This window comes from Hamadaea sp., from assembly GCF_013362815.1.
Lineage (GTDB): Bacteria > Actinomycetota > Actinomycetes > Mycobacteriales > Micromonosporaceae > Hamadaea.
Map to the genome: position 1 here is coordinate 12,717 of NZ_JABFVK010000119.1, position 25,273 is coordinate 37,989.

24 protein-coding genes are annotated in these 25,273 nt (G+C 69.0%); 10 read left to right on the plus strand and 14 right to left on the minus strand.

Features of this window, described 5'->3' with window-relative positions; genetic code table 11:
* Positions 1-98 precede the first annotated feature (98 nt).
* The gene (locus HOV77_RS34270) at positions 99-2,510 is read right to left on the minus strand and encodes a glycoside hydrolase family 3 C-terminal domain-containing protein (protein ID WP_290870460.1); all 2,412 of its coding nucleotides are present in this window, start codon (positions 2,508-2,510) and stop codon (positions 99-101) included.
* 98 nt (positions 2,511-2,608) lie between these two features.
* Here HOV77_RS34270 and HOV77_RS34275 point away from each other — a divergent pair, with 98 nt between their 5' ends.
* Complete coding sequence (locus tag HOV77_RS34275) at positions 2,609-3,211, plus strand: TetR/AcrR family transcriptional regulator (RefSeq protein ID WP_290870462.1); 603 nt, start codon at positions 2,609-2,611, stop codon at positions 3,209-3,211.
* A gap of 40 nt (positions 3,212-3,251) precedes the next feature.
* On the opposite strand, the gene HOV77_RS34280 is transcribed toward HOV77_RS34275, so the two are convergent.
* Genes HOV77_RS34280 through pseB form a run of 6 tightly spaced genes read right to left on the minus strand, consistent with a single transcriptional unit; the run spans position 3,252 to position 9,906 of the window.
* On the minus strand, positions 3,252-4,283 hold the full coding sequence (locus HOV77_RS34280) for a spore coat protein (RefSeq protein WP_290870465.1): 1,032 nt from the start codon (positions 4,281-4,283) through the stop codon (positions 3,252-3,254).
* Entirely contained in the window at positions 4,280-5,023 is a 744-nt protein-coding gene (locus tag HOV77_RS34285) for a glycosyltransferase family protein (protein ID WP_290870468.1), read from the minus strand. Before HOV77_RS34285 ends, HOV77_RS34280 begins: the two co-directional genes overlap by 4 nt.
* The gene (locus HOV77_RS34290) at positions 5,020-6,810 is read right to left on the minus strand and encodes a hypothetical protein (RefSeq protein WP_290870472.1); all 1,791 of its coding nucleotides are present in this window, start codon (positions 6,808-6,810) and stop codon (positions 5,020-5,022) included. Before HOV77_RS34290 ends, HOV77_RS34285 begins: the two co-directional genes overlap by 4 nt.
* Positions 6,807-7,709 carry a hypothetical protein gene (locus HOV77_RS34295; RefSeq protein ID WP_290870475.1) on the minus strand — a complete coding sequence of 301 codons (903 nt, stop codon included), beginning with the start codon at positions 7,707-7,709 and terminating at the stop codon, positions 6,807-6,809. Before HOV77_RS34295 ends, HOV77_RS34290 begins: the two co-directional genes overlap by 4 nt.
* Before the next feature lie 36 nt (positions 7,710-7,745).
* Complete coding sequence (locus HOV77_RS34300) at positions 7,746-8,870, minus strand: aminotransferase class V-fold PLP-dependent enzyme (RefSeq protein ID WP_290870478.1); 1,125 nt, start codon at positions 8,868-8,870, stop codon at positions 7,746-7,748.
* Between the two features lie 58 nt (positions 8,871-8,928).
* Positions 8,929-9,906: a UDP-N-acetylglucosamine 4,6-dehydratase (inverting) gene (pseB, locus tag HOV77_RS34305; RefSeq protein ID WP_290870519.1), complete on the minus strand. Its 978-nt coding sequence runs from the start codon at positions 9,904-9,906 to the stop codon at positions 8,929-8,931.
* A 259-nt stretch (positions 9,907-10,165) separates the two neighbouring features.
* Between pseB and HOV77_RS34310 the strand changes: the two genes are divergently transcribed.
* From HOV77_RS34310 to HOV77_RS34330, 5 genes are read left to right on the plus strand one after another with little or no spacing between them, the layout of a single operon-like run.
* Positions 10,166-10,405, plus strand: coding sequence for an acyl carrier protein (locus HOV77_RS34310; protein ID WP_253763631.1), 240 nt, complete (start codon positions 10,166-10,168; stop codon positions 10,403-10,405).
* Positions 10,406-10,448: 43 nt separating this feature from the next.
* Positions 10,449-11,174 carry an SDR family oxidoreductase gene (locus HOV77_RS34315; protein ID WP_290870481.1) on the plus strand — a complete coding sequence of 242 codons (726 nt, stop codon included), beginning with the start codon at positions 10,449-10,451 and terminating at the stop codon, positions 11,172-11,174.
* The gene (locus tag HOV77_RS34320; RefSeq protein ID WP_290870484.1) at positions 11,171-12,556 is read left to right on the plus strand and encodes an AMP-binding protein; all 1,386 of its coding nucleotides are present in this window, start codon (positions 11,171-11,173) and stop codon (positions 12,554-12,556) included. Before HOV77_RS34315 ends, HOV77_RS34320 begins: the two co-directional genes overlap by 4 nt.
* A complete protein-coding gene (locus HOV77_RS34325) occupies positions 12,553-13,605 on the plus strand; it encodes an acyl-protein synthetase (protein ID WP_290870487.1) in 1,053 nt (350 codons plus the stop codon). The genes HOV77_RS34320 and HOV77_RS34325 overlap by 4 nt, the downstream gene beginning before the upstream one ends.
* The gene (locus HOV77_RS34330; protein ID WP_290870490.1) at positions 13,602-14,834 is read left to right on the plus strand and encodes an acyl-CoA reductase; all 1,233 of its coding nucleotides are present in this window, start codon (positions 13,602-13,604) and stop codon (positions 14,832-14,834) included. The genes HOV77_RS34325 and HOV77_RS34330 overlap by 4 nt, the downstream gene beginning before the upstream one ends.
* 75 nt (positions 14,835-14,909) lie before the next feature.
* On the opposite strand, the gene HOV77_RS34335 is transcribed toward HOV77_RS34330, so the two are convergent.
* The 4 genes from HOV77_RS34335 to HOV77_RS34350 are packed head-to-tail and all read right to left on the minus strand — an operon-like array spanning position 14,910 to position 18,152.
* Positions 14,910-15,704 (minus strand): SDR family oxidoreductase, encoded by a 795-nt coding sequence (locus tag HOV77_RS34335; protein ID WP_290870493.1) that lies wholly within the window; start codon positions 15,702-15,704, stop codon positions 14,910-14,912.
* Complete coding sequence (locus tag HOV77_RS34340; protein ID WP_290870496.1) at positions 15,701-16,585, minus strand: aldo/keto reductase; 885 nt, start codon at positions 16,583-16,585, stop codon at positions 15,701-15,703. The genes HOV77_RS34335 and HOV77_RS34340 overlap by 4 nt, the downstream gene beginning before the upstream one ends.
* An 8-nt stretch (positions 16,586-16,593) precedes the next feature.
* Complete coding sequence (pseI, locus tag HOV77_RS34345) at positions 16,594-17,634, minus strand: pseudaminic acid synthase (RefSeq protein ID WP_290870526.1); 1,041 nt, start codon at positions 17,632-17,634, stop codon at positions 16,594-16,596.
* A 5-nt stretch (positions 17,635-17,639) separates the two neighbouring features.
* Entirely contained in the window at positions 17,640-18,152 is a 513-nt protein-coding gene (locus tag HOV77_RS34350; protein WP_290870499.1) for a GNAT family N-acetyltransferase, read from the minus strand.
* A 123-nt stretch (positions 18,153-18,275) separates the two neighbouring features.
* On the opposite strand from HOV77_RS34350, the gene HOV77_RS34355 reads away from it, so the two are divergent.
* The 4 genes from HOV77_RS34355 to HOV77_RS34370 are packed head-to-tail and all read left to right on the plus strand — an operon-like array spanning position 18,276 to position 21,712.
* Positions 18,276-19,205, plus strand: a complete 930-nt coding sequence (locus HOV77_RS34355; protein ID WP_290870502.1) for an ABC transporter ATP-binding protein — start codon at positions 18,276-18,278, stop codon at positions 19,203-19,205.
* Positions 19,198-20,076: an ABC transporter permease subunit gene (locus tag HOV77_RS34360; protein ID WP_290870504.1), complete on the plus strand. Its 879-nt coding sequence runs from the start codon at positions 19,198-19,200 to the stop codon at positions 20,074-20,076. The genes HOV77_RS34355 and HOV77_RS34360 overlap by 8 nt, the downstream gene beginning before the upstream one ends.
* Positions 20,073-20,984, plus strand: a complete 912-nt coding sequence (locus HOV77_RS34365) for an ABC transporter ATP-binding protein (RefSeq protein WP_290870507.1) — start codon at positions 20,073-20,075, stop codon at positions 20,982-20,984. The genes HOV77_RS34360 and HOV77_RS34365 overlap by 4 nt, the downstream gene beginning before the upstream one ends.
* A 14-nt stretch (positions 20,985-20,998) precedes the next feature.
* Positions 20,999-21,712 carry an ABC transporter permease gene (locus HOV77_RS34370; protein ID WP_290870510.1) on the plus strand — a complete coding sequence of 238 codons (714 nt, stop codon included), beginning with the start codon at positions 20,999-21,001 and terminating at the stop codon, positions 21,710-21,712.
* A gap of 147 nt (positions 21,713-21,859) precedes the next feature.
* On the opposite strand, the gene HOV77_RS34375 is transcribed toward HOV77_RS34370, so the two are convergent.
* The 3 genes from HOV77_RS34375 to HOV77_RS34385 form a co-directional block, all read right to left on the minus strand.
* A complete protein-coding gene (locus HOV77_RS34375) occupies positions 21,860-23,248 on the minus strand; it encodes a GH1 family beta-glucosidase (protein WP_290870513.1) in 1,389 nt (462 codons plus the stop codon).
* Positions 23,245-24,069 carry a carbohydrate ABC transporter permease gene (locus HOV77_RS34380; RefSeq protein ID WP_290870529.1) on the minus strand — a complete coding sequence of 275 codons (825 nt, stop codon included), beginning with the start codon at positions 24,067-24,069 and terminating at the stop codon, positions 23,245-23,247. Before HOV77_RS34380 ends, HOV77_RS34375 begins: the two co-directional genes overlap by 4 nt.
* Positions 24,070-24,152: 83 nt before the next feature.
* The gene (locus HOV77_RS34385; protein ID WP_290870516.1) at positions 24,153-25,049 is read right to left on the minus strand and encodes a sugar ABC transporter permease; all 897 of its coding nucleotides are present in this window, start codon (positions 25,047-25,049) and stop codon (positions 24,153-24,155) included.
* Positions 25,050-25,273: the final 224 nt, after the last annotated feature.

Here is a 25,273-nt window from a genome sequence, read left to right on the forward strand (position 1 = left end):
CCTATGTTCCGCTGGTAAGGAGTCGAAGCCATCAGGAGCGATGACGTATCTTGCCCGGACCGGCGTACCTACCCCCTGCGGAACCCGTCTAGGTATACCTAGACGGCTGCCGAGAGCGGCCGGACGGCGCTGCTCGGACCGACCTCCACCCGATAGCCGCCGGGCGGCGTACGCCACTCGCCGTCCCAGATCTGGAACGCCCGCTCGGGCAGCGGGATCGTGACGGTCGCGGTCCTCCCCGGTTCGGCGGTCACCGGGGCGAAGCCAGCGAGCCAGCGCACCGGGCGGGTGTCGTCCGGTGTGGACGGTGCGAGGTACACCTGGACGACCTCACGCCCGGCCCGGGAACCGGTGTTACGCAAGGAGACCGTCACAGCACCATCCTCGATGGACAGAGACTCGTACGCCCACGTCGTGTACCCGGAGCCGTGGCCGAACGGATACCGAGGCGTACGCCCCGAGCGGTGCCAGGCGCGGTAGCCGATGTAGATGTCCTCGGCGTAGTCGAGCACTCCGTCGGCCGGGGTGGTCGACAGCACCGGGCAGTCCTCGGCCCGGACGGGCCAGGTGGTGGGCAGCCGCCCGCCCGGCTCGGTTCGGCCGGACAGCACGTCGGCCAGGGCGTGCCCGGCTTCCTGCCCGGGGAACCAGGTGAGCAGCACGGCCGCCACCTCGTCGGCCCAGGGCAGTTCGACCGGCGATCCGGCGTTGACCACCACGACGGTACGCGGATTGGCCGCGACCACTCGGCGTACCAGCTCGTCCTGGCGTCCTGGAAGGGCGAGGCCGGTCCGGTCGAAGCCCTCGGACTCGACCTCCTCGGTGGTGCCGACGACGACGATCGCGACGTCGGATTCCGCCGCCACTCGTTCGGCTTCGGCGAGCAGCTCGTCGGCGGTCGCGACCGGCTCGGCATGGCCGAGGAGCAACGCGACGACCGCGAAGTTCTCGGGGAAGGCGACCTGATGCAGGAGGCTGACCTCGACCGTCTCCCCCGCTACCAGGTCGATCGGGAGCCGCCCCTCCGGCGGAGCCAGGAACAACGCGGCCGGGTCCATGTTCTCCGGCACGAGGGCGTCGTCGAAGCGGGTCTTGCCGTCGACCGACAGGGTGAACTGGCCGATGCCCCGGATCGCGAGGTGGTGCGTACCGGTGGCGCCGGGGGTGAGCCGGCCGCTGAGTTCCACCGTGGCGAGCTTTGCCGGGTCGACTCCCTCGGGCATCTCCATCCACATGCCGACCGCGGCGGGCAGGCGCTCCACGTACATCGTCTGTCCCTCGGCGTCCCGGAACGTCGCCGTCAGCTCCGTCCACTGCGGACCGGCAGCCGCGGGGATCTTCTCGCGCGGGTCCGCGCCGATGGCGTACGTGAGCTTGGTGGACTCCGGCAGCGCCGCGGTCAGGCCGTCGAGCGGGGAGACGATGTGCGCCGGGAAGACCTGGGCGCTGCCGCCGCCGAGAATGCGCGCATCCTTCGCCAGCACGCCGATCAGGGCGACGCTGGACGGCGAGGCCAGCGGCAGGATGCCGTCGTTGGCGGCCAGTACGAAGGACCGGCCCGCGATCTCCCGGGCGAGCGCTTCGCCGTCGACCGGGGCGGGGCGATCCTCGACCGCCACCGCCGGGGCGACGCCGTCGAGCGCGCCGACCCGGGCCGCCAGGCGCAGGACTCGGCATACGTGGTCGTCGATCAGCTCCTCGGCGACCGCGCCGGAACGCACGGCCGCCACCAGGCGTTCGCCCCAAGGACTACCGGCGCCGGGCATCGCCAGGTCCAGGCCGCCGCGCGCGGTCGCCTCGGTGTCCCGGGCCGCGAACCAGTCGGAGACGATGAAGCCGTCGAAGCCCCACTCACCCTTCAGCACGCCGTTCTGCAACTCGTCGTGCTCGGTCATGCTCACGCCGTTGACCTGGTTGTACGCCGCCATGACGCCCCACGCCCCGGCGTCGACGATGGTCTCGAACGGGGCGAGATAGAGCTCCCGCAGCGCCCGGTCGGAGATCTTGTTGTCCACCGTGAACCGGTCGGTCTCGGCGTCGTTGGCGACAAAGTGCTTGACGGTGGTGCCGACGCTGTGCGCTTGCACCCCTTGCACGTACGCCGCTCCGATCGCACCGGTGAGCAGCGGATCCTCCGAGTACGCCTCGAAGTGGCGGCCGCCCAGCGGACTCCGATGCAGGTTCACCGTCGGGGCGAGCAGGACGTGCACCCCCTTGCGGCGGGCCTCCTGCCCCAGGAGGTGACCGGCTCGGCGGGCCAGCTCGGGATCCCAGGTGGCGGCCAGGGCAGTCGGGCTCGGGAGGGCGATCGAGGGGTCCTCCGCCGTCCACCGCGTTCCGCGTACGCCGATGGGGCCGTCGCTGACGACCAGTGAGGCGAGGCCGATCTCGGGGACACCGGGCACGGTCCAGGAATCCTGCCCGGAGAGGATCTTGACTTTCGTTTCGAGGTCGAGGCGGCTGAGCGCCTCCTCGACGGCGACCTCACGATCGGTACGCAGCGCTGACATACGGCCTCCCTTGGGTTGGAGCCATCGTGCACTAACTACCGAGTGATCAGTAGGTAACGTTATTGTTTCGAGATAATCGCGGCGGCTATCCTGCGTCCATGACACACCCTCGGCGCAGGCTGAGACCCGAGCAACGGCGTACCGAGATCCTGGAGGCGGCGCTGGAGGTCTTCGCCGAACGCGGCTATCGCGGCGCCACCCTCGCCGCCGTGGCCGACAAGGTCGGCCTGACCCAGCAAGGGTTGCTGCACTACTTCCCCAGCAAGGACGCGCTGCTGATCGAGGTGCTCCGGCGACGCGACGAGATCGACGCGGGTGCGTACGAACCGTCCGGCAACGGGCTGGAGACGATGGAGAAGCTGGTGGCGCACAACGCGACGCTGCCCGGGCTGGTGCAGTCGTTCACCGTGCTGTCGGCCGACAGTGTCACCGACAACCACCCCGCCAAGGAGTTCTTCATCGAGCGCTATCGGCGTACGCGCGAAACGCTCGGCGAGTCGATCCGCCGCGAGTTCGGCGAGAACCTCCCCGGCGGGCTCACTCCCGAGCAGGCGACCGCCCTGCTCGTCGCGGTCATGGACGGGCTGCAACTCCAGTGGCTGCTCGATCCGGGCGAGGTCGACATGGCCGCGGTGTTCCACGCCTTCGCCGGTCTCTTGCGCTCGACCCCGTCAGCTGCAGATCAGGGAAACGCACCCTAAAACAGCCCGCTAAGGCATGCGTAACCGTGATCTGCAGGAGTCAGAGCAAGGCGAGGAAGGCGTCGGCGACCCGCTCCCGGCCCCGCCCGTCCACGACAGCCATCGCACGCGTAGACAGCTCTGTGCGTACAAGTGGATTGGAAAGAAGTTCACGGAGAGTGACCACCGCGGACTCGGCGGCCGGCGACGACGCGTCGGCGAGGTCGCCGAGCAGGCCGATGCCGGCGGTGAGGCCGCGCGCCATGACCCGCTCGTAGCCGAGCCATTGATTGTCGACGACCCAGACCATCGCAGCCGCCGCGCCCAGGCACAGCAATTCCCATGTGGACGTACCCGACGCGCTGACCACGACGTCGGCGGCGGCGATGTGCTCGGGCAGCCGGTCGGTCGGATCGATGACCCGCAACTCCTGACCCGGCCCCGGGCGCAGCTGCTCCAGCTCCTTGCGCAGCTGCTCCGAGCCCGCGACCACGGTCGCGTCGACCGGCTCGCCCGTCGCGAGCACGAGCCGCGTGATCACCGGCCCCGCGCCGAACGCGTCCGTGCCGCCGAAGAACGCGAGCAGCTTCGGTCGTCCTTCATGGACGGTCTTCGGATGCTCGGGCCGCAGCCGGCGCACGGAATCGCGCAACAGCACGTACTTCAGGCCGGCGAGACGCGGCACGCTGGTCGGCACATCGGCCAGCTCCGCGTCCAGATTCTGGTCCAGGAACAGATCCGGTTCCTGACCGCGAGTGTCACCGTCCACAATAGCCAGCACTGGTACGCCGAAAGCCCGGACGGCGCCCGCACAGTGTGGATCCAATGTGTATGAATCCACCACGAGTCCGCTAAGCCGGAGTTCTCGTGCGGCCGCCACGAGATCGGCGGGCGTGTCCGGACCGGGCAGGAGTGGCAGGTCACGGTCTCGCAGTTCGCGTTCGGCCCAGCCCACCCCGCCGACGTCGCCCAGGAACACGACCTGTACGCCGCGCGCAGTGAGTTCCTCGGCGAGCGCGATGCCCCGGACCAGGTGGCCGACGCCCGTGGTGGGACCCGCGTCGCAGCGGATCCCGATCCGGCTGTCGCTCACCCCTGATTCAGGGATTTCTGCTCGACATGGGCGTTGATCGCGGCGATCTCCGGATTGGCGGCCAGCCACTCCACCATCTTCTGCAGCGAGACGCTGGTGTCGCCGAAGTGCGCCACCGCCTCCTCGACGAGCCGCCAGTCGTCCTCGGTGTCGACGGTCAGCCGCAGCTGCGACCGATCCGGCGGCAGGGTCAGGCCCATGACGCGGAACTGGTCCGGATTCGAGTACGCGTACGAGGTGACGTGGATGCGATGGAAGCCCTCGGCGATCTGCCCGATGCGGCGCAACGTGGCGGCGTCGATGATCTCGACGTCCATCCCGAGCGGCAGCATCCGCTTGATCGAGGTGCTGAGGTAGTCCAGCCCCGGCACGCTGCGGAAGACCCGGCAGGCCAGCGCCACGATCTCGGGGTCGATCAGCGGGTTGTCGGCGGAGAACCGCATGACGGCGTCGGCCGGGTGCTCGTCGAGCGCGCCGGTGAACCGGGTCAGCACGTCGTCGACCGGACCCCGGTACGCCGGCACGCCGAGCCGCTCACACTCCGCGACGATCTCGTCGTCGATGTCCTCGACGGTGGTCGCGACGACCACCTTGTCCAGCGCGCCGCTCTCGTGGGCGGCGCGCACGACCCGGCCGAGCACCGTGCGCCCGGCCAGCGTCTTGAGGACCTTGCTGGGCAGCCGAGTAGAACCCATCCGCGCCTGAATGATGCCGACGACGCTGACGTGACCTGCTCTCACGCCTCCTCCTGCTCCTCGCCGTTCCGACGGAGTACCCGTCTGGCCACGTCCAGAACGCGACGAGCCAGCGCGAGGCCGAGCTTACCCATCCGAGCGGTGAAGGTTCCGCTCAGGAGTTCGACTCGCCCTTCCGCCTTACGCAGGGCTTTCTCCCGGCCGAGGAGCAGCTTCTCGTTCCACTTGTTGGTGGCCTTCTCATGATCGAGCTCCGCGCGCAGGCGCTCCACTGCGGCCCGCAGATCCTGGACGCTCTCCGCGCCCGGCGCGGTGATGCCCTGGTCGAGGCCGGTGAGCTTGACGCGCAGCTCGGCGATCTCGGCGTCGGTGAGGCCGAGTTCGGCCCCCGTGAGCTTGGCCTGCAGGTCCACCGCCTGACGCAGGACGTCGTCGCCGCCCCAGTCGTAGCCGGCGAGCCCGCCCAGTACCCGGGTCAACTCGTCGACGCTGTCGAGCTGCGGCCACGGGTGCGAATATCCGGCGCCGATCAGCACGGTCGCGAAGTACCGCAGCGATCGGGCGACGGCCACCTCGACCGGCACGGTCAGCTCGGTCGACCAACTCGGGTCCCAGCGTACGAAGGTGTCGTCCACGACCAGCAGCTCGCTCGGCAGGATCAGCACATCCGCGCCGGAGACCCGGCCGTTGGCGTCCGCCCGGGTCGACGCCCACGCCGCGAACTGGGCCAACGCCATCTGCAGACCCGGGACGTCACGGTGCATACCGAGCGCGATGAGGTGATCGAGTAGCGGAACGCCGTCGGGAACCGGGCCGTCGAGCGCCTGCGGGTCCCGGACCAGCACGTTGCGAGTGACCAGCGCCCGGGGGCCGAGCACCCGGCGGTTCCAGCCGTCGAGGTGCATCAGTTCGTAGCGGATCGGCCACGGCGCAGTGCGCTCGTCGCTGACCAGCGCCCGGGGCGTCAGGGTCTGCTGCCCCTCCCGGGTCGCCACCACCAGCCAGGCGGACGCGAGCGCGCTCCCGGCCTCGGCTCGCATCGCGCCGGACGCCAGCGGACGCGGGTCCATGAGCATCGTCTGGCCGTCGAAGGCCTGGTCGAACGCGGTCGTCACGACCGCCTGCAGGTGCACTTTGAGCTGCGGATCTACCGCGAGATCGAGCGGAACCAACGCGGTCGGACGCTGCGGATGTGGGAACGCCAGCACGGTGGTCGACGGCTCGAGGCCGAACCCGGCGACGGTCGCGGCGAGCTCCCGAGCCGAGGCCGGCCGGGTCGCGTCGAAGCCGTCCGACGGCGTCCAGTCGGCGTCGGTACGCGTACCGCGCGGGGGGGTCAGCGCGGCCAGCCGATGGATGCCCAGCAGGTTCTCGTGCACGAGGGCGAGCGTGCCGCCGACGCCGACCAGCCCGGCGACCAGCTCCGCCCGTTCCTGCCAGCTCAGCTGGGGGCCGTCGGCCGAGCTGAGCCGCTCGACGCCGCCGCCCACGAGAACCAGGTCGAACGGTTCCGCCGAGTCGACCTTCGTCAGATCGCCGCAGAGCACCTCGACGCCGGGGTGGGCCTTGGCCGCCTTCGCGGCGTCCGGGTAGCTGCGGAGCAGGCAGGTGACCTGCATGCTCTCGGCTTCCAGCACCGACAGCACGGCGTCGTCGTGCAGCCCGGCCACGAACGCCCGGCCGCCGGGGCGTACCAGTTCGGTGAGCAGCTCGACCAGGACCGCGCCGCCGGCCGGCGTACGCTGCTGCTGCGGCTCGTCATCGCTCCAGACCAGCATTTCACTGCCGATCAGCCGCAAGTTGCCGGGGACCCCGCCGCTTGCCACTGTCACGCCATTACTCCTGCCATCGGGGATTCTGTCGCTGCCTCGACCGCTGGGTCGATTTCGAGGGATCGACGGAAGGCCACCTGCTCCTCGGTCCACCCGAACAGCCGGCGTACGGCCTCGGGCGGAAGGATGCGGTCAGCGCCCATCTCGTCGCGGGCGGTCTGGTGTGCCGCCGCCAGGTCCAGCTTCGCCCCGTGCATCTCCGGCCACAGCCGGCGTTGGCGGGCCACCCCGCCGAAGGTCGGATCCTCGTCCTGCAAGGTCATCGTGTCGCCGTAGACGGCCGGTTCGCACCCGGCCAGCGCGCCGTAGAAGACCGCGCTGCTCAGCCGATTGGACGCGACCCGCTTGTGCCGGCGCAGCTCGGCGAGCTGCCGGCTCAGGAAGAACCGGTCGGTATGCCGCCACCAGAAGCCCCGGTAACCGTGCGTCACGATACGGAAGCCCGCATCTTCGTAGATCCGGCGGACTCGGCGCATCCGGTACTCGTTCCAGTACAGGCAGATCGTCACCGGCCCGTCCTCGACCTCGCGGATCTGCCGGATCAGCCGCTTGTGGTCGCCGTGGACGTGCTGGCCCTCCCACCCGTGGAACGGGTAGTAGATCGTGCCCTCCCGCTCCGGCAGATCGGCCGGCTCGGGCTCCATCGTCAGCAGGTACGCCCAGGGCGCACCCACCACGACGACATTGCGGTAGCCGAGCGACCAGGACCTCCGGCGCTGCTTCTCCGACCAGACGAACAGCGGCGACCCGGCGACGTAAGGCGTACCGGGGGCGAGGCCGTCGCCGATGTTCCAGCCATGCTGGAGGTAGCCCTGGATGCGCGGCGCGGGGTCGAGGTCGATCCCGCAATATCGGGCCATCACGTCCGCGTGGCCGTAAAAGACGTTCGCGTGGTGCATGAGAAAGACTTCCGGTAGTTACGCTCGGGTGGGGGGTCAGCCGAGAATCGTACGGAGAGCTTCTACCACCCTATCCTGATCGTTTTCTGTCAACGTCGGGAACAGTGGCAGCGACAACTCCTCGGCGTAGAACTTCTCCGCGTTAGGGCACATCCCCCGTCGGTAGCCCAATTCCGCGTACGCCGGGTGCCAGTAGACCGGGATGTAGTTGACCTGCACCCCGATCCCGGCAGCCCGAAGCTTGTCGTAGACCTCCCGGCGGCGGCCGTCCAGCACGCGCACGGGATACAGGTGGTACGCCGGGTCGACCCAGTCGCGTTCGACCGGCAGCCGCAGGCCCGGCACGTCGGCGAGCAGCTCGTTGTACCGGGCGCGCAGCGCCGTCCGGCGGGCCTTGAACGCGCCGAGCCGGGTCAGCTGAGCCCGGCCGAGCGCGCAGAGGACGTCCGGCAGCCGGTAGTTGACGCCGAACTCCTGGACCTCGTAATACCAACCGCCGTCGGTCGGGTTCGCGAAGTCGGCCTCCTCGCGGATCATCCCGATGCCCTTGAACCGGCGCGCCCGCTTCATCAGCTCCGAATCGGGGGAGGCCACGCCACCGCCCTCGGCGGTGGTCAGGTTCTTGGTCGGGAAGAACGAGAACGTCGTGAGGTCGGCCAGCGACCCGACGAACCGGCCCTTGTAGGTGCCGCCGATCGCGTGCGCCGCATCGGCCAGGACCAGCGCCCCCACCTCGTCGGCGACCTTGCGGAGCTCGTCGTACTCCGCCGGGTGGCCGGCGTAGTCGACGGCGGCGATCACCTTCGTCCGCTCGGTCGTCACCGCCGCGGCGGCGGCCGGATCGAGGTTGGCGGTGTCCTCCTCGACGTCGGCGAAGACGACCTCGGCCCCGAGGATCGTCGCGCAGGAGGCGGTCGCCACGAAGGTCATCGGCGTGGTGACCACCTCGTCGCCGGCCTTGATCCCGGCGGCGGCGTACGCCACGTGCAGCGCGGCGGTGCCGTTGCTGACCACCGTGACCGGTACGCCACCGGTCCACTCGGCGAGATCCCGCTCGAAGGCGTCGACCTGAGGCCCGGTGGTGAGCCAGTCACTTCGCAGCGCCTCGGTGACGGCTGCGATGTCGGAGTCCTCGATCGTCTGCTTGCCGTACGGGAGCATCGCGCCTCCTGGGCCTAGAACATGCGTCAGCTGGCTTCGAGCTGCTGGAACGATCCGGTCAGGCTTGCATCCCGAGGATCTCGCGCAACTGCTCGGCCGAAAGCCACATGTCGTTGTTGTCCGAGCGGTAGTTGAAGTCTTCCGCGACGGGCTCGGCGTCGGCCGGGGGGATGTAGCCCCACTCGGCGATGGTGGGCTGCACGACGTAGCGGTCGGTGAGGCGTACCGTGCGGTGCGCGTCGTCGATCGCGATCATCTCCTCGTGCAGCTTCTCGCCCGGTCGGATGCCGATCTCGTGCGTGGCGCTGCCCGGGGCCACCGCCTCGACCAGGTCGCCGATCCGCATGCTCGGGATGCGCGGCACGTAGAGCTCGCCGCCGTTCATCAGGTCGAACGAGTCGACGACGAACTGGACGGCCTGCTCCAGGGTGATCCAGAATCGGGTCATCCGCTTGTCGGTGATCGGCAGGCTCTCGCCCTCGGCGGCGAGCTTGCGGAACAGCGGGACGACCGAGCCGCGGCTGCCCATCACGTTGCCGTAGCGGACCACGGAGAACCGGGTCGGGTACGCGGCCGCGTAGTGGTTGGCCGAGACGAAGAGCTTGTCGGCGACGAGCTTGGTCGCGCCGTAGAGGTTGATCGGGCTCGACGCCTTGTCGGTGGAGAGCGCGACGACCTTCTTCACCCCGTTGTCGATCGCGGCCTCGATGACGTTCTGCGAGCCGGCGACGTTCGTGCGGACGAACTCGAACGGGTTGTACTCGGCAGTGTCGACCTGCTTGAGAGCCGCCGCATGCACGACATAGTCGACCTTGTGCATGGCCCGGGTCAGCCGCTCGCGGTCCCGGACGTCGCCGATGAACCAGCGCAGCCGCTCGTCGTTGCCGAACATCTGGCGGACCTCGTACTGCTTCAGCTCATCCCGCGAGAGGATCACCAGCCGGGCAGGGTCGAGGTTGTCCAGCGCGTAGCGCAGGAATGCCTTGCCGAACGAACCCGTCCCACCAGTGACAAGAATGGACGAACCCTGCAGCACGCTCACATTACGCTCCTTGCCGTCTTCACTTACCCAAGCCGCATTATCCGAGCTCAACCCGGTTTGGTCCACCGAAGGCGGCCGCGTGGCTCGCGCGCGGCGCGCTCGGCCCGGCTGCGGCCCGTGCCAACATACACGGCGTACCCCCAGGTCGGGGAAACAGCGTCCGGAAGGCCGCGCACCCCGCTGGGCTAGACTCGCCGGGCGCCATCGCCGCTTCTGGCGGGCACTGCTGCGGCTTTCTTGGAGGACGTAAGTGATCGAGATCGACCGGCTGCGCAAGGTCTTCCGCTCCTCGCTCGAGCTGCCCGAGGACTACGACGTCGACGGCCTCGAGTACCGCGGGATCGAGAAGTGGGACTCGCTGGCCCACATGTCCCTCGTCGCGGCGATCGAGGACGAGTTCGACGTCATGATCGACACCGACGACGTGATCGACATGAGCTCTTTCGGCAAGGCCCGCGAGATTCTGGGCAAGCACGGTGTCGAGTTTGCCTGAAGTTAGTTCTCCTGAAGTTCACTCGCCGGACAGCCCCACGCGTGTGGCGCTCGTCACCGGCGGGTCGCGCGGCATCGGCCGGGCCGTCGCCGAGCGGCTGGCCACCGACGGGTACGCCGTAGCGGTCCACGCGAGCACCCTGGCCAACGCCGAACCGGTCGCCGCGGAGCTGGCCGGCAAGTACGGCGTACCGACGCTGGCGGTGGCCGGTGACGTGAGCGACCCGGCTGCGGTGAAGACTGCCGTCCGGAGGGTGTTCGAGCAGTTCCGGCGGCTGGACGCGCTCGTCGTCGGAGCCGGTACGCACGAGGCCGGCATGCTCGGGATGCAGTCCGACGCCAGCATCCAGCGGCTGTTCGACGTGAACGCGGTCGGCGCGGCGCACACCCTTCAGCACGCCGCCCGGCTGCTCCGCCGGGGCGACTCCCCCGCCGTCGTGCTCGTCGCCTCGGTGATGGGCCGGGTCGGCGGGGCCGGTCAGGCCGTCTACTCGGCGACCAAGGCTGCCGTCATCGGCCTGACCCTGGCCGCCGCCAAGGAGCTGGGCCCGGCCGGCATCCGGGTCAACGCCGTCGCGCCCGGCTTCATCGAGACCGACATGCTCAGCACGCTGGACGAGGCCGGCCGGACCGAGGTCGTCGCGGCCACTCCGCTGCACCGGCTGGGCCGCCCGCAGGATGTGGCCGACGCAGTCGCGTTCCTGCTCTCCCCGCAGGCCTCGTTCGTCACCGGACAGGTCCTCGGCGTCGACGGAGGCGTAATTCGATGATCAGCTTGGTCGGGCCGGGGGCCCGGCTGGTCGACGCCGCCACCGGTGACGTCCTGGCCGGCGAGGAATTGGCGGACCGGGTCGCGGCAACGGCCGAGCAGGCGGCGACCTGGCCCGGCGTGCTGTTCGCACACTTCCCGGCCACGATCGACGCCGTCGTCGGCTACCTGGGCGCGCTGCAAGCCGGCCGGCCGATCTGCCTGCTCGACCCCGATCTGCATACCGATCTGCGGGATCGCCTCGTGGCCCGGTTCGAGCCCGGCGCGATCACCGGCGGCAAGGGCGACCTGCCGCCCGGCTATCACGACGAGGGCGGCGTCTGGCTACGGGACGAGCCGTCGGCAGTCACTCCGCATCCCGACCTTGCCCTGCTGCTGACGACCTCCGGCTCGACCGGCGACCCCAAGCTCGTCCGGCTGACCCCGACCGCGGTCGAGTCCAACGCCCGGGCGATCGCGGCGGCCCTCGGCATCGACGGCGGCGAGGTCGCGATCACCAGCCTTCCGCTTTTCTACTCGTACGGGATGTCGGTGCTGAATTCGCATCTGATCAGCGGTGCGACGGTGGTGGTGTCGCCGCGTACGTTCCTGGAGCGGGAGTTCTGGAACGACGTGAACACCTATGGCGTCACCAGCCTTGCTGCGGTGCCATATCAGTACGAGATGCTCAAGCGGCTGCGTTTCGACCCTTCGCGCTATCCGACTCTGCGTACGCTCACGCAGGCGGGCGGACGGCTGAAGGCCGAGCTGATCGTCGACTTCCACGGGCGCATGTCGGCCGTCGACGGCCGGATGTTCGTGATGTACGGCCAGACCGAGGCCGGTCCCCGGATGACGACGCTGCCTTCGGCGTACCTGCCGGCGAAGGTCGGCTCGGTCGGCCCGGCCCTGCCCGGCACCGAATTGTTCATCCGGACCGAAAACGGTGCCGAGACCACCGAACCCGATGTCGAGGGGGAGGTCATCTTCCGCGGCCCCAACGTCATGATGGGGTACGCCACCGCCGCGGCCGACTTCGCGACCGGCGACGAGCTGGGCGGCCGGCTGTCGACCGAAGACCTCGGGAAGCTCGACGCCGACGGGCACTTGTGGATCACCGGACGGCTCAAGCGGATGGGCAAGATCTTCGGCATCCGGGTCAACCTGGACGACGTAGAACGGCTGCTCACCGACACTCCGCCGGTCGCAGCCGTCCCCGGTGACGACCGGCTGACCGTCTTCGTGGAGTCCGGCGAGGAGCAGTGGCCGGCCAAGATCAAGGCTCGGCTGGCCGAGGCACTCGGCATCCACTCCAGCGGTTTCGACGTGCGCAGCATCACCGCTCTGCCGCTCCTGGCCAACGGTAAGGTCGATTATCGGAAGCTGGCGGAGGAGGGCGCGTGAGCGAGGAAGTCTTCACGCTGAAGCAGCCGGAGAAGGACGAGCGCCTGCTCGAGCAGCTGAGCGCGCTCACCCGGCACCATCGCGAACGCAGCCCGGAGTACGACCGTATCCTGCTGGCCAGCGGCCAGGCCCAGGACTCCTACGCCAGCGTCTACGACCTGCCCTGGCTCCCGGTCCGGATGTTCAAGAACCACCACCTCAAGAGCATCCCGGACGACGAGATCGTCAAGGTCCTCACCTCCAGCGGCACCACCGGCGACGTCAGCCGGATCTATCTCGACCGCGACGCCGCCGCTGCGCAGACCCGGATGCTGTCCCGGACGTTGCAAACCGTGCTCGGCCCGAAGCGGCTGCCCATGCTCATCGTCGACAGCCGCGGTGTCGTCGCCGACCGGCGCAGCTTCAGCGCCCGGGGCGCGGGCATGCTCGGCCTGATGAACTTCGGCCGCGACCACGTCTGGGTGCTCGACGAGAACGGCGAGCCGGACGTCGAGGTGCTCAAGCAGTTCCTCGCCAAACATGGCGACCAGCCGTTCCTCATCTTCGGCTTCACCTTCATGGTGTGGCTCTACCTCTACGAGGCCGCCCGCGACGCCGGGCTGGACCTGTCCAACGGCATCCTGATCCACTCCGGCGGCTGGAAGAAGCTCATCGACCGGGCCGTGGACAACGCGGAGTTCCGCCGTCGGCTCGCCGAGGACATCGGCCTCACCAAGATCCACAACTTCTACGGCATGGTCGAGCAGATCGGCACGATCTACCTGGAAGGGCCGGACGGCGGCGGGCTGTACTGCCCCGACTTCGCCGACGTCATCATCCGGGACCCCGAGACCTGGGAAGTCGCGCCGATCGGCACGCCTGGGCTCATCGAAGTCACCAGTACGCTGCCGACGTCGTACCCCGGACACGTGCTGCTGACCGAGGATCTCGGTGTGGTGCATGGCGTCGACGACGGAGCCTGGCCGGGCAAGCGGTTCAGCGTCCTGGGCCGGCTCCCCCGCGCCGAAGCCCGCGGATGCAGCGACACCTTCACCGGAGGCGACCGATGAAGATCGAGGTACGCTTCCCGGCCGGTCCGCAGGCCGAGATCGACGACGTCATCGCGGGAGTGACCGCCGAGCCCGAGGGCGGTCGGCTCGTCCCCGGCGACCCCCGGGTCGTCGACTTCCTCACCGCGCTGGCCCGGCGGCTGCTGGCTCCCTCGATCGCCCGCCGTCATCCCGAACTGGGCTCGCTCGGCTTCTTCCTGCGCAAGACCGAGATCCGCAAGACACTGGAGCATCTGCGCCGCGAGGGCGACGACGCGCTGGTCTTCCCGCGCGGTCTCGTCTTCCACGTCCCGCCGGCCAATGTGGACACCATCTTCGTCTACTCCTGGGCGCTGTCGGCGCTGGCGGGCAACCCCAACATCATCCGGATCTCGTCGCGGGCCGCCGGCGCGGCGCTGACGATTCTGGAGACGCTGAACGAGTGCCTGGCCGATGCGCACCCCGCCATCGGCCAGACTCAGCGGATGATCACCTACGGCCACCAGGACGAGGTCACCGCGGCGCTGAGCGCTGCCTGCGATCTCCGGGTCATCTGGGGCGGTGATCGCACCGTACGCGACATCCGGCGGCACCCGCTCGCGCCGCACGCCCGGGACGTCACGTTCCCCGACCGCTCCTCGTACGCCGCGATCTCCCTCGCGGGCTGGCAGGCGACCGACGCCGAGGGCCGCAAGCGGGCCGCCGAAGGGCTGGTCAACGACGTCTACTGGTTCGACCAGGCGGCCTGTTCCTCGCCGATGGCGATCTACCTCGTCGGCGACGCCGGTCAGGCACCCGCCGTGAAAGAGGAGCTTCTGAGCCTCGTCGCGCAGGGCGCTCGGGCGCAGGGATTCGCCGTCGACGCCGCGATGGCGGTGGAGAAACGCGTCTCGACGTACGGCCTGGCTGCGGAAGGCAGAGCCACCGCGTTGGACCTGGCCGACAACACCGTCACGGGCGTTACGCTGACCAGCCCGGACGCCGTGCCGCACGACTGGCTGGGTGCGGGCGTCTTCCCGTTCACCACGGTCGGGTCGCTGGCCGAGATCGCGCCGCTGATCACCCGCAAGGACCAGACCTTCAGCCACTTCGGATTCACCCGGGACGAACTTATCGCCTTCGCCCATCAGTTGGGCGGACGCGGCGTCGATCGGATCGTCCCGTTCGGACAGGCGCTGAACTTCGCGGGAGTATGGGACGGCTACGACCTCATCCGTGAGTTCGGCCGCCTCGTGACCGTCACCGCCTGACCGTTGATCACGGCGAAGGGGGCGGCGACCCGCCGTCAACCGGGACCCTAGGTTCATGATCAACGGAGCGGGGCGCTACCAGGCAGTCCATCCACCGTCGACGACGACGTTCGCCCCGGTGGTGTAACTCGACCGCGGAGACGCGAGAAAAAGCAGCGCAGTAGCGATCTCTTCAGGAGATCCGACCCGCCCCAACGGGGAGTGTTCGCCGAGCGCCTGAAGGAATTCCGGGTCGCCCCCACCGGGAAATGCCCCTGGCGTCAGCGCGTTCACGCGTACACCTTGGGGGGCAAGCTCGACCGCCGCGTAGCGCGTGAGCTGCAGCAAGCCTGCTTTGACGGCGCCGTAGTAGGGCGGGTTGACCTGCTCGGGACTCGCGTAGAGCGAGGGCCGGGGGCTGACCAGGCCGTACATCGACGACACGGTGATGACCGCGGGCGACGAGTCGGCGGCGGCGCGGACCAGGAGGTCGCGGGTGGCGGCGAGCAGGCGTTGGAAGGCGGCGAGCGCGAGGTCGGCGGCCTGGGCGAAGTCTTCCGTGCGAGCGGTGGCCAGCGTTCCGCCGCGCCCGACATGCGCATTGTGCACCAGGACGTCCACGCGCCCCGGACCGACGCTCAGTGCCAGGCCGAGCGCCTGGACATCGTCGGGATTCGTGACGTCGCATCGGGCGCTCACCGCGGACAGGCCGTCGGCCAGCAACTCTTCCGTCAAAGCATCCAATGTGGAGGAATCTCGCCCGACCAGCCAGACCTGCGCACCCGCCGTGGCAAGCGTCCGGGCCATGACGCGGCCGAGCCGACCGGTCGCACCCGTCACCACCGCGATCTTGCCGCTCAAACCGAACAGCGCCTCGGGCGTCAGGTTCATCGCGCGCTCCCCCACGTGCTCGGATCCACCAGCTGCACGGGCAGCGGCGGCAACCGATCCAAGATCATTTCACGCTCGACCGCTGTGAGCCCCGTCCGGCTCGCGAGCCGGACGTTCTCGCCGAGCTGGTCCAGCGTCTCGGCCCCGATCACGACCGAGGTCACCCAGCTCAAACCTAAGGGGTACGCGACCAGGAGGCCGGCTCGGTTCGGAAAACCGAGTTCCGCCGCGACCTCGTCAAGCACGCGCACCGCGGCGTCCCGGTCCTCGTCGGGGACGTGCGGCCAGCGGACGGCGCTCCCGGCGGTCAGCAGCCCTTGCAGGTAAACACTGCGAACCGTGACGACCACGTCGTCGGCGAGGACGTCCGCGACCCCAGCGGAGGTCCAGCGCCGGTCGACCACGTTGCAGGGCAGCTGGACGTACCCGAGATCGGGGAGCTTGGCGACCTCGAACAGCTCCGCCGGATTCTGCACGGACACGCCGATCCGGTCGGCTCTTCCTTCGTCCTTGACTCTTCGAAGCGCATCCCACGCGATCGGCACGTCGGCCGCCCGATGCAGGAGGAACGTGGCGCTCTTCTCATGGAGCGCGGTGAGGCTGGCGGTCACGCTCGCCTCGACGTCCGTCTCGCCCGGTGCGACCTTGGTGATCACCTTCGGCTTCACCGGAGCTGCGCCGATGCGCGCTTCGCTTTCGCCGTACGCCCGCGCGGTGTCCACATGGGTCACCCCGAGCTCGGCGGCCTTCGCCAGCAAGGCGTCGACCGCCGTCTGATCGAGATCCCCGGTCGTGTTGGCGATCCCGTACGCCATCCCCAGTTGGGCCGCACCGAGAACCAGGGCGGACTGGCGAAAGCCGCCCTGGTCGCGTACGGGCAACGGGGTGCTCAGATGAGGTCCCAGCTCAGTGGGGTGCCCTTGGCGGCGTCGCGGGTGAAGGTGCGGCCGAGGACTTTGTCGATCTCGATCGGGGGCAGGCCGTTGGCGGGCCGGATCGAGCGCACGTTGGCCGGGGTGACCGGGTCACCGGCCTGGACGTCTTCGACCACGTACAGCGAACGGCGGAACCGCAGGCCTTCCTTCTCCGACTCGGTCGGGCCGATGTGCGTACTGCCCAGGGCGAGCCAGGCACGTTCGGACTCGTCGACCAGGGCACGCATCTCGGCCGGGGTCATCGAGAACGCCGAGTCGACCCCGCCGTCCTCCCGGGCCAGGGTGATGTGCTTTTCGATCACGGTCGCCCCGAACGCCACACTGGCGATCGGCACCCCGATGCTGAGCGTGTGATCCGACAGACCGACCTGTACGCCGAAGGCCTCGGCCAGGATCGGGATGCGCCGCAGGTTGGAGTCTTGCGGCGGCGACGGATACGACGCGGTGCAGGCCAGCAGCACGATCTGGGTCGCACCCGCACCACGGGCGGTGTCCAGCGCGGCGGCGATGTCGGCGACGCTGGCCATCCCAGTGGAGATGATCAACGGTTTGCCGGTCTGCGCGGCGAGCCGGATCAGCGGCAGGTCCACCAGCTCCGACGAAGCGATCTTGTACGCCGGTGCGCCCAACGACTCCAGCAGCTCGATCGCGGTCGGGTCGAACGGGGCCGAGAACACGGTCAGCCCGTGCGACGCGGCCCGCTGGAAGATCGGCTGGTGCCACTCGAACGGCGTGTGCGCCTTCTGGAACAGCTGATACAGCGACTCGCCGCCCCACAGGTCGTGCCCGGCCGAGATCCGGAACTCCGGGGTGTCCACGTCGATCGTGATCGTGTCCGGGGTGTAGGTCTGCAACTTCAACGCATGCGCACCGGACTCGGCGACCGCGTCGACGATCTGCAACGCCCGCTCCAGGGAACCGTTGTGGTTACCCGACATCTCGGCGATGACGAACGGCCGATGCCCCGGCCCGATCAGATGACCACCGATCTTGATCTCGGTCACTTCGTTCTCCCCTTCCGGTCGGCCGCGCTGAGCTCGGTCCAGACGACTTCCTGCGGCACCCCGTCGACCTCGCGCTCGTAGCGCCGGGTCTCGGTGAATCCCATCCGCTTGTGCAACTGCAACACCGGGGTGTTCCAGGCGAGCGTCTCGCCCCCGATCAGCTCGGCGCCGAGCACGTCGAAGGCGTACGCCACGGCGTCCTTCTCCAGCTGCACCCAGGCGGGCAACAGCTCACCCTTCGCCTGGAGCGTCTCGTTGTCGAGGTAGAACCCCCAGACGACGCCGTGCTCGGCGGCCTCCCGGGCGTCGAAGCTGACCACCCCGGCCGGCTCTCCCCGCCACTCGAAGATCAAGACGCGCCTTTTCTCGTCCGCCGCGACGGCGGCCCACCAGGCGGCGTGCTCCTCCGGGCGGATCTCATGCGTCGTGAAGCTCACCTTGCGTACTTCGGGGTGATTGCGCCAGGTCAAGACGATGTCCCGGTCGGAATCGGTCGCGTCGCGCAGCACCCGACGATCCTAGCCCGGCCGCTGCTCCCGCCCTCCCGCCGGGATCATGACCTCACCCCTAGGGGCGGAAATCGGTAACTCGCCGGATCACAGAACTTCCAGGATGCGTCTAGGTTGACGACCGTGACACTGATCGCGACCGAGTCGCTCACCAAGCGCTACGCGAACGGCGTACTGGCGCTCAGCGAATTCACGGTCCAGGTGCAGCCCGGCGTCGTCGGTCTCGTCGGCGCCAACGGAGCCGGCAAGTCGACGCTCATCAAGATCCTCCTGGGTCTCGTCGAGCCGACCGCCGGCAGCGTACGCGTGCTGGGTCTGGACCCGAGGACGGAAGCGGAGAAGATCCGGGCCCGGGTCGGCTACATGCCGGAGCACGACAGCCTGCCCCCGGATCTGGCCGCGGCCGAGTTCGTGACGCACATGGCTCGCATGAGCGGGCTGCCGAAGGTGGCCGCGCGGGAGCGGGCCTCGGAGGCGTTGCGGCACGTCGGCCTCTACGAGGAGCGGTTCCGCCAGATCGGCGGCTACTCCACCGGCATGAAGCAGCGGGTCAAGCTGGCCCAGGCGCTCGTGCACGACCCTGATCTGCTGCTGCTGGACGAGCCGACGAACGGGCTCGACCCGGCCGGGCGGGACGCCATGCTCGGGTTGATCCACCGGATCGGCAGCGAGTTCGGCATTTCGCTCGTCGTCTGCTCGCACTTGCTCGGCGAGGTCGAGCGGATCTGCGACTCGCTCGTGGCGATCGACGGCGGCCGGTTGTTGCGCGCCGACAGCGTCGCGACCATGACGACCGTCAGCGATGTGCTCGCGGTCGAGGTCTCCGAGGGGCAGCCGGAACTCGCCGCGGCGTTGCGGGCCCAGGGCCTGCCGGTCCGCGAGGAGTCGCATCTCATTCTCGTGCCGCTGACCGGCGACGGCACCTACGACCAGATCATCGGCGAGGTCGCCCGGCTGGATCTGCCGTTGCACCGGCTCGACCTGCGCCGCCACCGCATCGCGGAGCTGTTCGCCACCGCGGCCCCGACCGGACAGGAGGCCGCCGATGTCTGAGTCGGGCGTCATCCATGACATCGGCTACCAGCGGTACTCCGGGCCCCGGCTCGGCCGCGGGTATGCCGTCCGCTCGCTCTACGCGCACAGCCTGCGGACCGCGTTCGGTCTCGGCCGCAGCGGCAAATCCAAGATCTTCCCGTGGTTCGCCGCCGGCATCGCGCTGCTCGTCGCCGTGATCGTCACGGCGGTACGCGCACAGATGGGCAAGCCGGTACTCTCCTACACCTCGTACGCCGACGCCATCTCGATTCTCGTCGTGCTGTTCTGTGCGGTCATCGGCCCCGAGTTGGTCTCCCGGGATCTGCGTTCCGGCGTACTGCCGCTGTATTTCTCGCGACCACTGACCCGCGCGGACTATGCGCTGGCGAAGCTGGCCGCGACGGTGTCCGCGGCGTGGCTGTTGCTGGCGATGCCGCTGACGATCATGTTCCTGGGCGGAGCGTTCGGGGCGGGCGGCGCGAAGGAGATCTGGACCGAGGTCGGCCGGTACGCCGCGGGCCTGGGCTACGCCGCGCTGTTCGCGCTGCTCTTCGGGGCGATCTCGACGCTGGTCGGGTCGCTGGCCAGCCGCCGGGCGGTGGCCGCGGCGATCATCGCGGGCTTCTTCCTCATGGCGACCGCGGTCTCCGGTGTGGTGTCGGGCATCGCCTTCGCCACCGACAGCACCGCGTTGCAGCACACGTTCGGCCTGCTCAGCCCGGCGACTCTGCTGCAAGGCGTCCACGCCTGGGCGTTCGCCGAACAGCCCGGCGATCTGGAGACGATCCCGGTCGGCGGCCTCGGCCCGGTCTACGGGCTGGTCTTCGCCGGCGTGGTCGCGCTGTGCACCCTGCTCCTGCTGGCCCGCTACCGGAAGGTCGCCCGATGAAGGTCGAACTCGACGGCGTCTCCAAGTGGTACGGCAACCTCGTCGCCGTCAACGACATCTCGATGGTTCTGGCGCCCGGGGTGACCGGCCTGCTCGGGCCGAACGGCGCGGGCAAGACGACCGTGCTGCACATGATGGCCGGTTTCCTCGCCCCGTCGCGGGGTCAGGTGCTGGTCGACGGCGAACCGTCCTGGCGCAACCCGCCGGTGTACGCCAAACTCGGGCTCGTCAGCGAGCGCGAGGCGGTGCACGGCTTCCTCACGGCGTACGAGTTCGTGCTGGCCAGCGCCAAGATGCAACGCCTGGCCGATCCGGTGGCGGCCACTCGCCGGGCGCTGGACCTGGTCGAGATGACCTCGGCGCAGGACCGGCGGATCGAGACCTACTCCAAAGGCATGCGGCAACGGACCCGGGTCGCGGCGGCGCTGGTGCACGATCCAAAGGTGTTGTTGCTGGACGAGCCGTTCAACGGCATGGACCCCCGGCAGCGCCTGCACATGATGGAACTGCTGCACCGGATGGGTGAACAGGGCCGGGTGGTGCTGTTCAGCTCGCACATCCTGGAAGAGGTCGAGCAGGTCTCCGGCACGGTCCAGGTCATCGTCTCCGGAAGGCTCGCCGCGTCGGGCGACTATCGCAGCATCCGGCGGCTGATGACGAACCGGCCGCACGTGTTCACCGTCCAGTCCAGCGACGACCGCCGGCTCGCGGTGGCATTGATGGGCGAGACGTCGGTGGCGGGCGTGGACGTCGACGCGAAACTCGGCCTGACGGTACGCGCAGCCGACTACGGCACGTTCACCCGCGCCCTGCCGAAGATCGCCCTGTCGACGGGCATCCGGGTGCACCGGCTGATCCCCGCCGACGAGTCCCTGGAGAGCGTCTTCTCCTACCTTCTCGCGGCCTGATTGCGGAGTACGCCATGAATCTCACCATCGCATCGATTACCTTGCGTGGTCTTCTCGGTCGCGCCCGGTTCCTCTTCCTGCTGCCGCTGCCGGTCATCATGCTGGGACTGGCCTGGCTGGCCGACTCTCTCGGGGCGGCTCCGGCGGACTGGGTCGGCCCGATCGTCGGCGGGCTCGGCGTCGCCGTCGTGCTCCCGGTGATGGCCCTGATCGTCGGGACCGGCGTACTGGGGTCGGAGATCGACGACGGAACCGTCGTGCACATCCTCACCAAACCGTTGCCACGCCGGGAGATCATCCTCGCCAAGCTGGCCGTCGCCACCGGAGTCACGGCGCTGGTCGCCGGAATTCCGCTGTTCCTCGTCGGGCTGCTCGCCGAGGGCGTACGCCTCGGGCTGGGGTTGTTCGTCGCCGCCGTGGCCGGTTCCTTGGCGTACTGCGCCTTGTTCCTGGCGCTGAGCCTGCTCACCCGGCGGCCCGTGCTCGTCGGGCTGGCGTACGTGCTGCTCTGGGAGGGCTTGCTGGGCAACCTGCTGAAGGGCACCCGGCTGCTGTCGATTCAGCAGAACGTCGTCGCGCTGGCCGACGCGATCTCCGGATCGGATCTGGTCAAGAGCACGATCTCGACCCCGTTCGCGGTCGGCGCGGTCGTCGTCTTCGCCGTCGGCGGGACGTGGCTCGCGATCGACCGTCTGCGCTCGTTCAGCGTCGCGGGCGAGACCTCCTGACCTGATCGCGGTCGGCACCGACCGTCCCGGGCCGCTGGCACGCCGCAAAAAGCGCCGGATCAGGGTTCTGGGTCGAATCTTGGCTCAAGATTCGACCCAGAACCCTGATCCGGCGCCGGCGAATGCCGCGGTCAGAGCGAGCCGTCGTCAGAGGGAGTTGGTCGTGACTACCCGGGAGAACCAGCGCGCGCTCTCCTTGAGCCGCCGCTCCTGCGTGGCGTAGTCGACGTGCACCAGCCCGAACCGCTTGTCATAGCCGTACGCCCACTCGAAGTTGTCGAGCAGCGACCAGGCGAGGTAGCCCCGTAGGTCGACGCCGTCGGCGACGGCCCGATGCGCGGCCCGCAGATGCGAGGCGAGGAAGCCGATCCGCTCGGTGTCCTCGATCTCGTCGCCGACCACGACGTCGGGGAAGGACGCCCCGTTCTCCGTGATGATGAGCGGCGTCTTCGTGTAATCCCCGCCGAGCCGCTTGAGCAGCACGTGCAGGCCGTCCGGGTCGATCGGCCAGTCCATCCCGGTGCGCGGCAGGTCCGGGTCGAGGAACTCCACCCCCTCGGTCCCCGGGAACTGAACCGACCCCGGCGAGCCGACCTTCGCAGCCACAAGCGTCGGCATGTAGTAGTTCACGCCGAGGAAGTCGATCGGGGCGTTGATCGTCGCGAGGTCGCCCTCCTGGATGTGCGTACCGCCGGTGAATCGCTCGATGACCTCGAGCATGTCGGCCGGGTAGCGGCCGACCAGCAGCGGATCGAGGAAGATCCGGTTGTGCAGGCCGTCGACCCGCGCCGCCGCCTCGACGTCGTGCCGATCGGTGGTGTCGCGCGGAAACACCGGGCTGAGGTTCACCGTCACCGACACCTCGCGGGCGCCGGCTTCGCGCAACCGCCGCGCTGCCAGACCGTGGCCCAGCATCAGGTGGTGGGCCGCCCGGAACGCGGCATCCGGTTCGGTACGCCCCGGAGCATGGTTGCCGGAGGCGTACCCGAGGAAGGCAGAGCACCACGGTTCGTTGAGCGTGGTCCACGTCGGCACCCGGTCGCCGAGCCGCCGGAACGCCGCGATGGCGTAGTCGGCGAAGGCTTCCGCGGTCGCCCGGTTCGTCCAGCCGCCCCGGTCCTCCAGGATCTGCGGCAGATCCCAGTGGTAGAGGGTGGCCATCGGAGTGATGCCGGCCCGCAGCAGCTCGTCGACGAGGCGGTCGTAGAAGTCGAGTCCTCGCGGGTTCATCGGGCCGGTGCCGTCTGGCACCACCCGGGGCCAGGCGATGGAGAACCGGTAGGTACCCATCCCCAGCTCCCGCATGATCGCCACGTCATCGGCGTACCGGTGGTAGTGGTCGCACGCGACGTCGCCCGTGTGCCCGCCGTCCACGATTCCCGGCGTACGCGAGAACGTGTCCCAGATGGAGGGAGTGCGCCCGTCTTCGGCAGAAGCACCCTCGATCTGGTACGCCGCCGTCGCGACGCCCCAGCGGAAGCCCGCCGGGAAGGTGACGGAGGCGCTGGCCTCGGTGCGGTCCTGAGTCGTAGTCATCCCTTGAGGGCTCCTTGCATGATTCCGTGGATGATCTGCTTGCCCAGCAGCGCGAACACGACGATCAGGGGCATCGTCGCGAGGGCGGCGCCGGTCAGAGTCAGCGAGTAGTCGGTGATGTATCCACTCGCGACGGTGGACAGGGAGACCTGGACGGTGGGGTTCTCCGGAGTGAGGACGACCAGTGGCCAGAAGAAGTCGTTCCAGGCGTTCATGAAGGTCAGCATGCCCAGCACCGCCGCAGCCGGCCGGGCGATCGGCAGGACGACGTGCCAGAACAGGCCCATGGTGGTGCAGCCGTCGACCCGGCCCGCCTCGAGCAGTTCAGTCGGCACGGCCGAGGATAGGAACTGCGACATGAAGAAGACGCCGAATGCGCTGACGAGACTGGGCGCGATGACGGCATAGAGCGTGTCGATGAGCTGCCACTTGGCCATCAGCATGTAGAGCGGGATCACGCCGAGCTGGCTGGGCACCATCATGGTGGCGATGACCGCGACGTAGAGCCCCGGCCGTCCACGGAAGCGCAGCTTGGCGAAGGCGAATCCGGCCAGCGACGAGAACAGCACCACGCTGAAGGTGATGACCGACGAGACGATCACCGAGTTCAGCAGTGCCTTGCCGAAGGCGACGGTGTCGAAGACCCGGCGGACGTTCTCGACGAGATGCGTACCGGGGAACAACGGCGGCGGCACCTGGCCGAGCGCCGAGTTGTCCATCGACGCGACGATCACGCTGTAGTACAGCGGGAACGCCGAGAAGAAGAGGAACGCGATCAGGGTCAGGTACGTCAGCGGATGGGCCCGCCGGATGAACCCGATCGGGCGTACTCGGGTCTTCTGCTTGTAGACCTCGCTCACCGGACGGCGAGTCCGGGGCGGGACGGTGGGTGTCGTGGTCGACATCAGGCCCTCCGGATGCGTCGGATGAGCAGGAAGTTCAGCATCGCGGCGAGGACGATGATGAGGAACATGAGCCAGGCGGTCGCGGAGGCGTAGCCGAAGTCGAAGCGGCCGAAGCCCGCCTGGTAGAGGTAGAGCGCCAAGGTCTGGAACTGGCCGTCCGAGCCGCCGGTGAGCCCGCCGCCGCCGAAGACGAGCGGCTCGGCGAAGACCTGCAGGCCGCCGATGGTCGACACGATGACCGTGAAGATGATGGTCGGCCGGATCGACGGGATGGTGATGCGGCGCAACCGCTGCATCGACGTCGCGCCGTCGAGGATGGCCGCCTCGTGCAGCGAGTCCGGCACGGCCTGCATTGCGGCCAGGTAGATGAGCGCGTTGTAGCCGGTCCAGCGCCAGATGATCATCACCGAGATCGCGATGTGCGAGGTCGCGGTGCCGGCCTGCCAGTCGACGTGGCCGAAGCCGAACAGCCCCAGCACCCAGTTGATCATTCCGTAGTCGCGGCCGAAGAGCTGGCCGAAGATGATCGCGACGGCGACGACGCTGGTCACGTTGGGCAGCAGCAACCCGGTACGCCACAACGTCTGGCCGCGGAGCCGGTTGTTGAGGATGTGCGCCAGCAGCAGCGCGAACACGAGCTGCGGGACGGTCGAGATCACCCAGATCGACGCGGTGTTGCCCAGCGCGTTCCAGAACGCCGAGTCGGCGAACAGATCCCGGTAGTTCTGCAGCCCGATGAAGGTGTGTTGATCCTCCAGCAGGCTCCAGTCGTGCAACGACACCCACGCCGTGTAGACCAGCGGGAACGCGCCGAGCAGTCCGAACAGGAGGAAGAAGGGCGAGATGTAGAGGTAGGGCGACGCCTTCACATCCGCCCGGTGCAGCCACGATTTCACGACGTGCTCCTCGGGTCTTTCACTGTGGACACCAGGTGGATGACCGGCCCCGGTCCGGGCGTCGGGACCGAGGCCGATCAGTTCAGGGGTGGCGTCAGACGATCTTCTTGATCTCCTCGAGCGCCTGCTTCCAGGCCGCGTCGGGCGTCTGCTTGCCCTGCTCCACACGGGTCAGGCCGTTCTGGATGGCGGTGTTGATGTCACCGGCCTTCGGCCCGAGGTAC

Excerpts from the sequence above, each read along its gene's own strand:
- HOV77_RS34270 (WP_290870460.1), bottom strand. The coding sequence starts at position 2,510 with ATGTCAGCGCTGCGTACCGATCGTGAGGTCGCCGTCGAGGAGGCGCTC.
- HOV77_RS34275 (WP_290870462.1), top strand. The coding sequence starts at position 2,609 with ATGACACACCCTCGGCGCAGGCTGAGACCCGAGCAACGGCGTACCGAG.
- HOV77_RS34295 (WP_290870475.1), bottom strand. The coding sequence starts at position 7,709 with ATGCACCACGCGAACGTCTTTTACGGCCACGCGGACGTGATGGCCCGA.
- HOV77_RS34300 (WP_290870478.1), bottom strand. The coding sequence starts at position 8,870 with ATGCTCCCGTACGGCAAGCAGACGATCGAGGACTCCGACATCGCAGCC.
- HOV77_RS34320 (WP_290870484.1), top strand. The coding sequence starts at position 11,171 with ATGATCAGCTTGGTCGGGCCGGGGGCCCGGCTGGTCGACGCCGCCACC.
- HOV77_RS34330 (WP_290870490.1), top strand. The coding sequence starts at position 13,602 with ATGAAGATCGAGGTACGCTTCCCGGCCGGTCCGCAGGCCGAGATCGAC.
- HOV77_RS34335 (WP_290870493.1), bottom strand. The coding sequence starts at position 15,704 with ATGAACCTGACGCCCGAGGCGCTGTTCGGTTTGAGCGGCAAGATCGCG.
- HOV77_RS34360 (WP_290870504.1), top strand. The coding sequence starts at position 19,198 with ATGTCTGAGTCGGGCGTCATCCATGACATCGGCTACCAGCGGTACTCC.
- HOV77_RS34365 (WP_290870507.1), top strand. The coding sequence starts at position 20,073 with ATGAAGGTCGAACTCGACGGCGTCTCCAAGTGGTACGGCAACCTCGTC.
- HOV77_RS34370 (WP_290870510.1), top strand. The coding sequence starts at position 20,999 with ATGAATCTCACCATCGCATCGATTACCTTGCGTGGTCTTCTCGGTCGC.
- HOV77_RS34375 (WP_290870513.1), bottom strand. The coding sequence starts at position 23,248 with ATGACTACGACTCAGGACCGCACCGAGGCCAGCGCCTCCGTCACCTTC.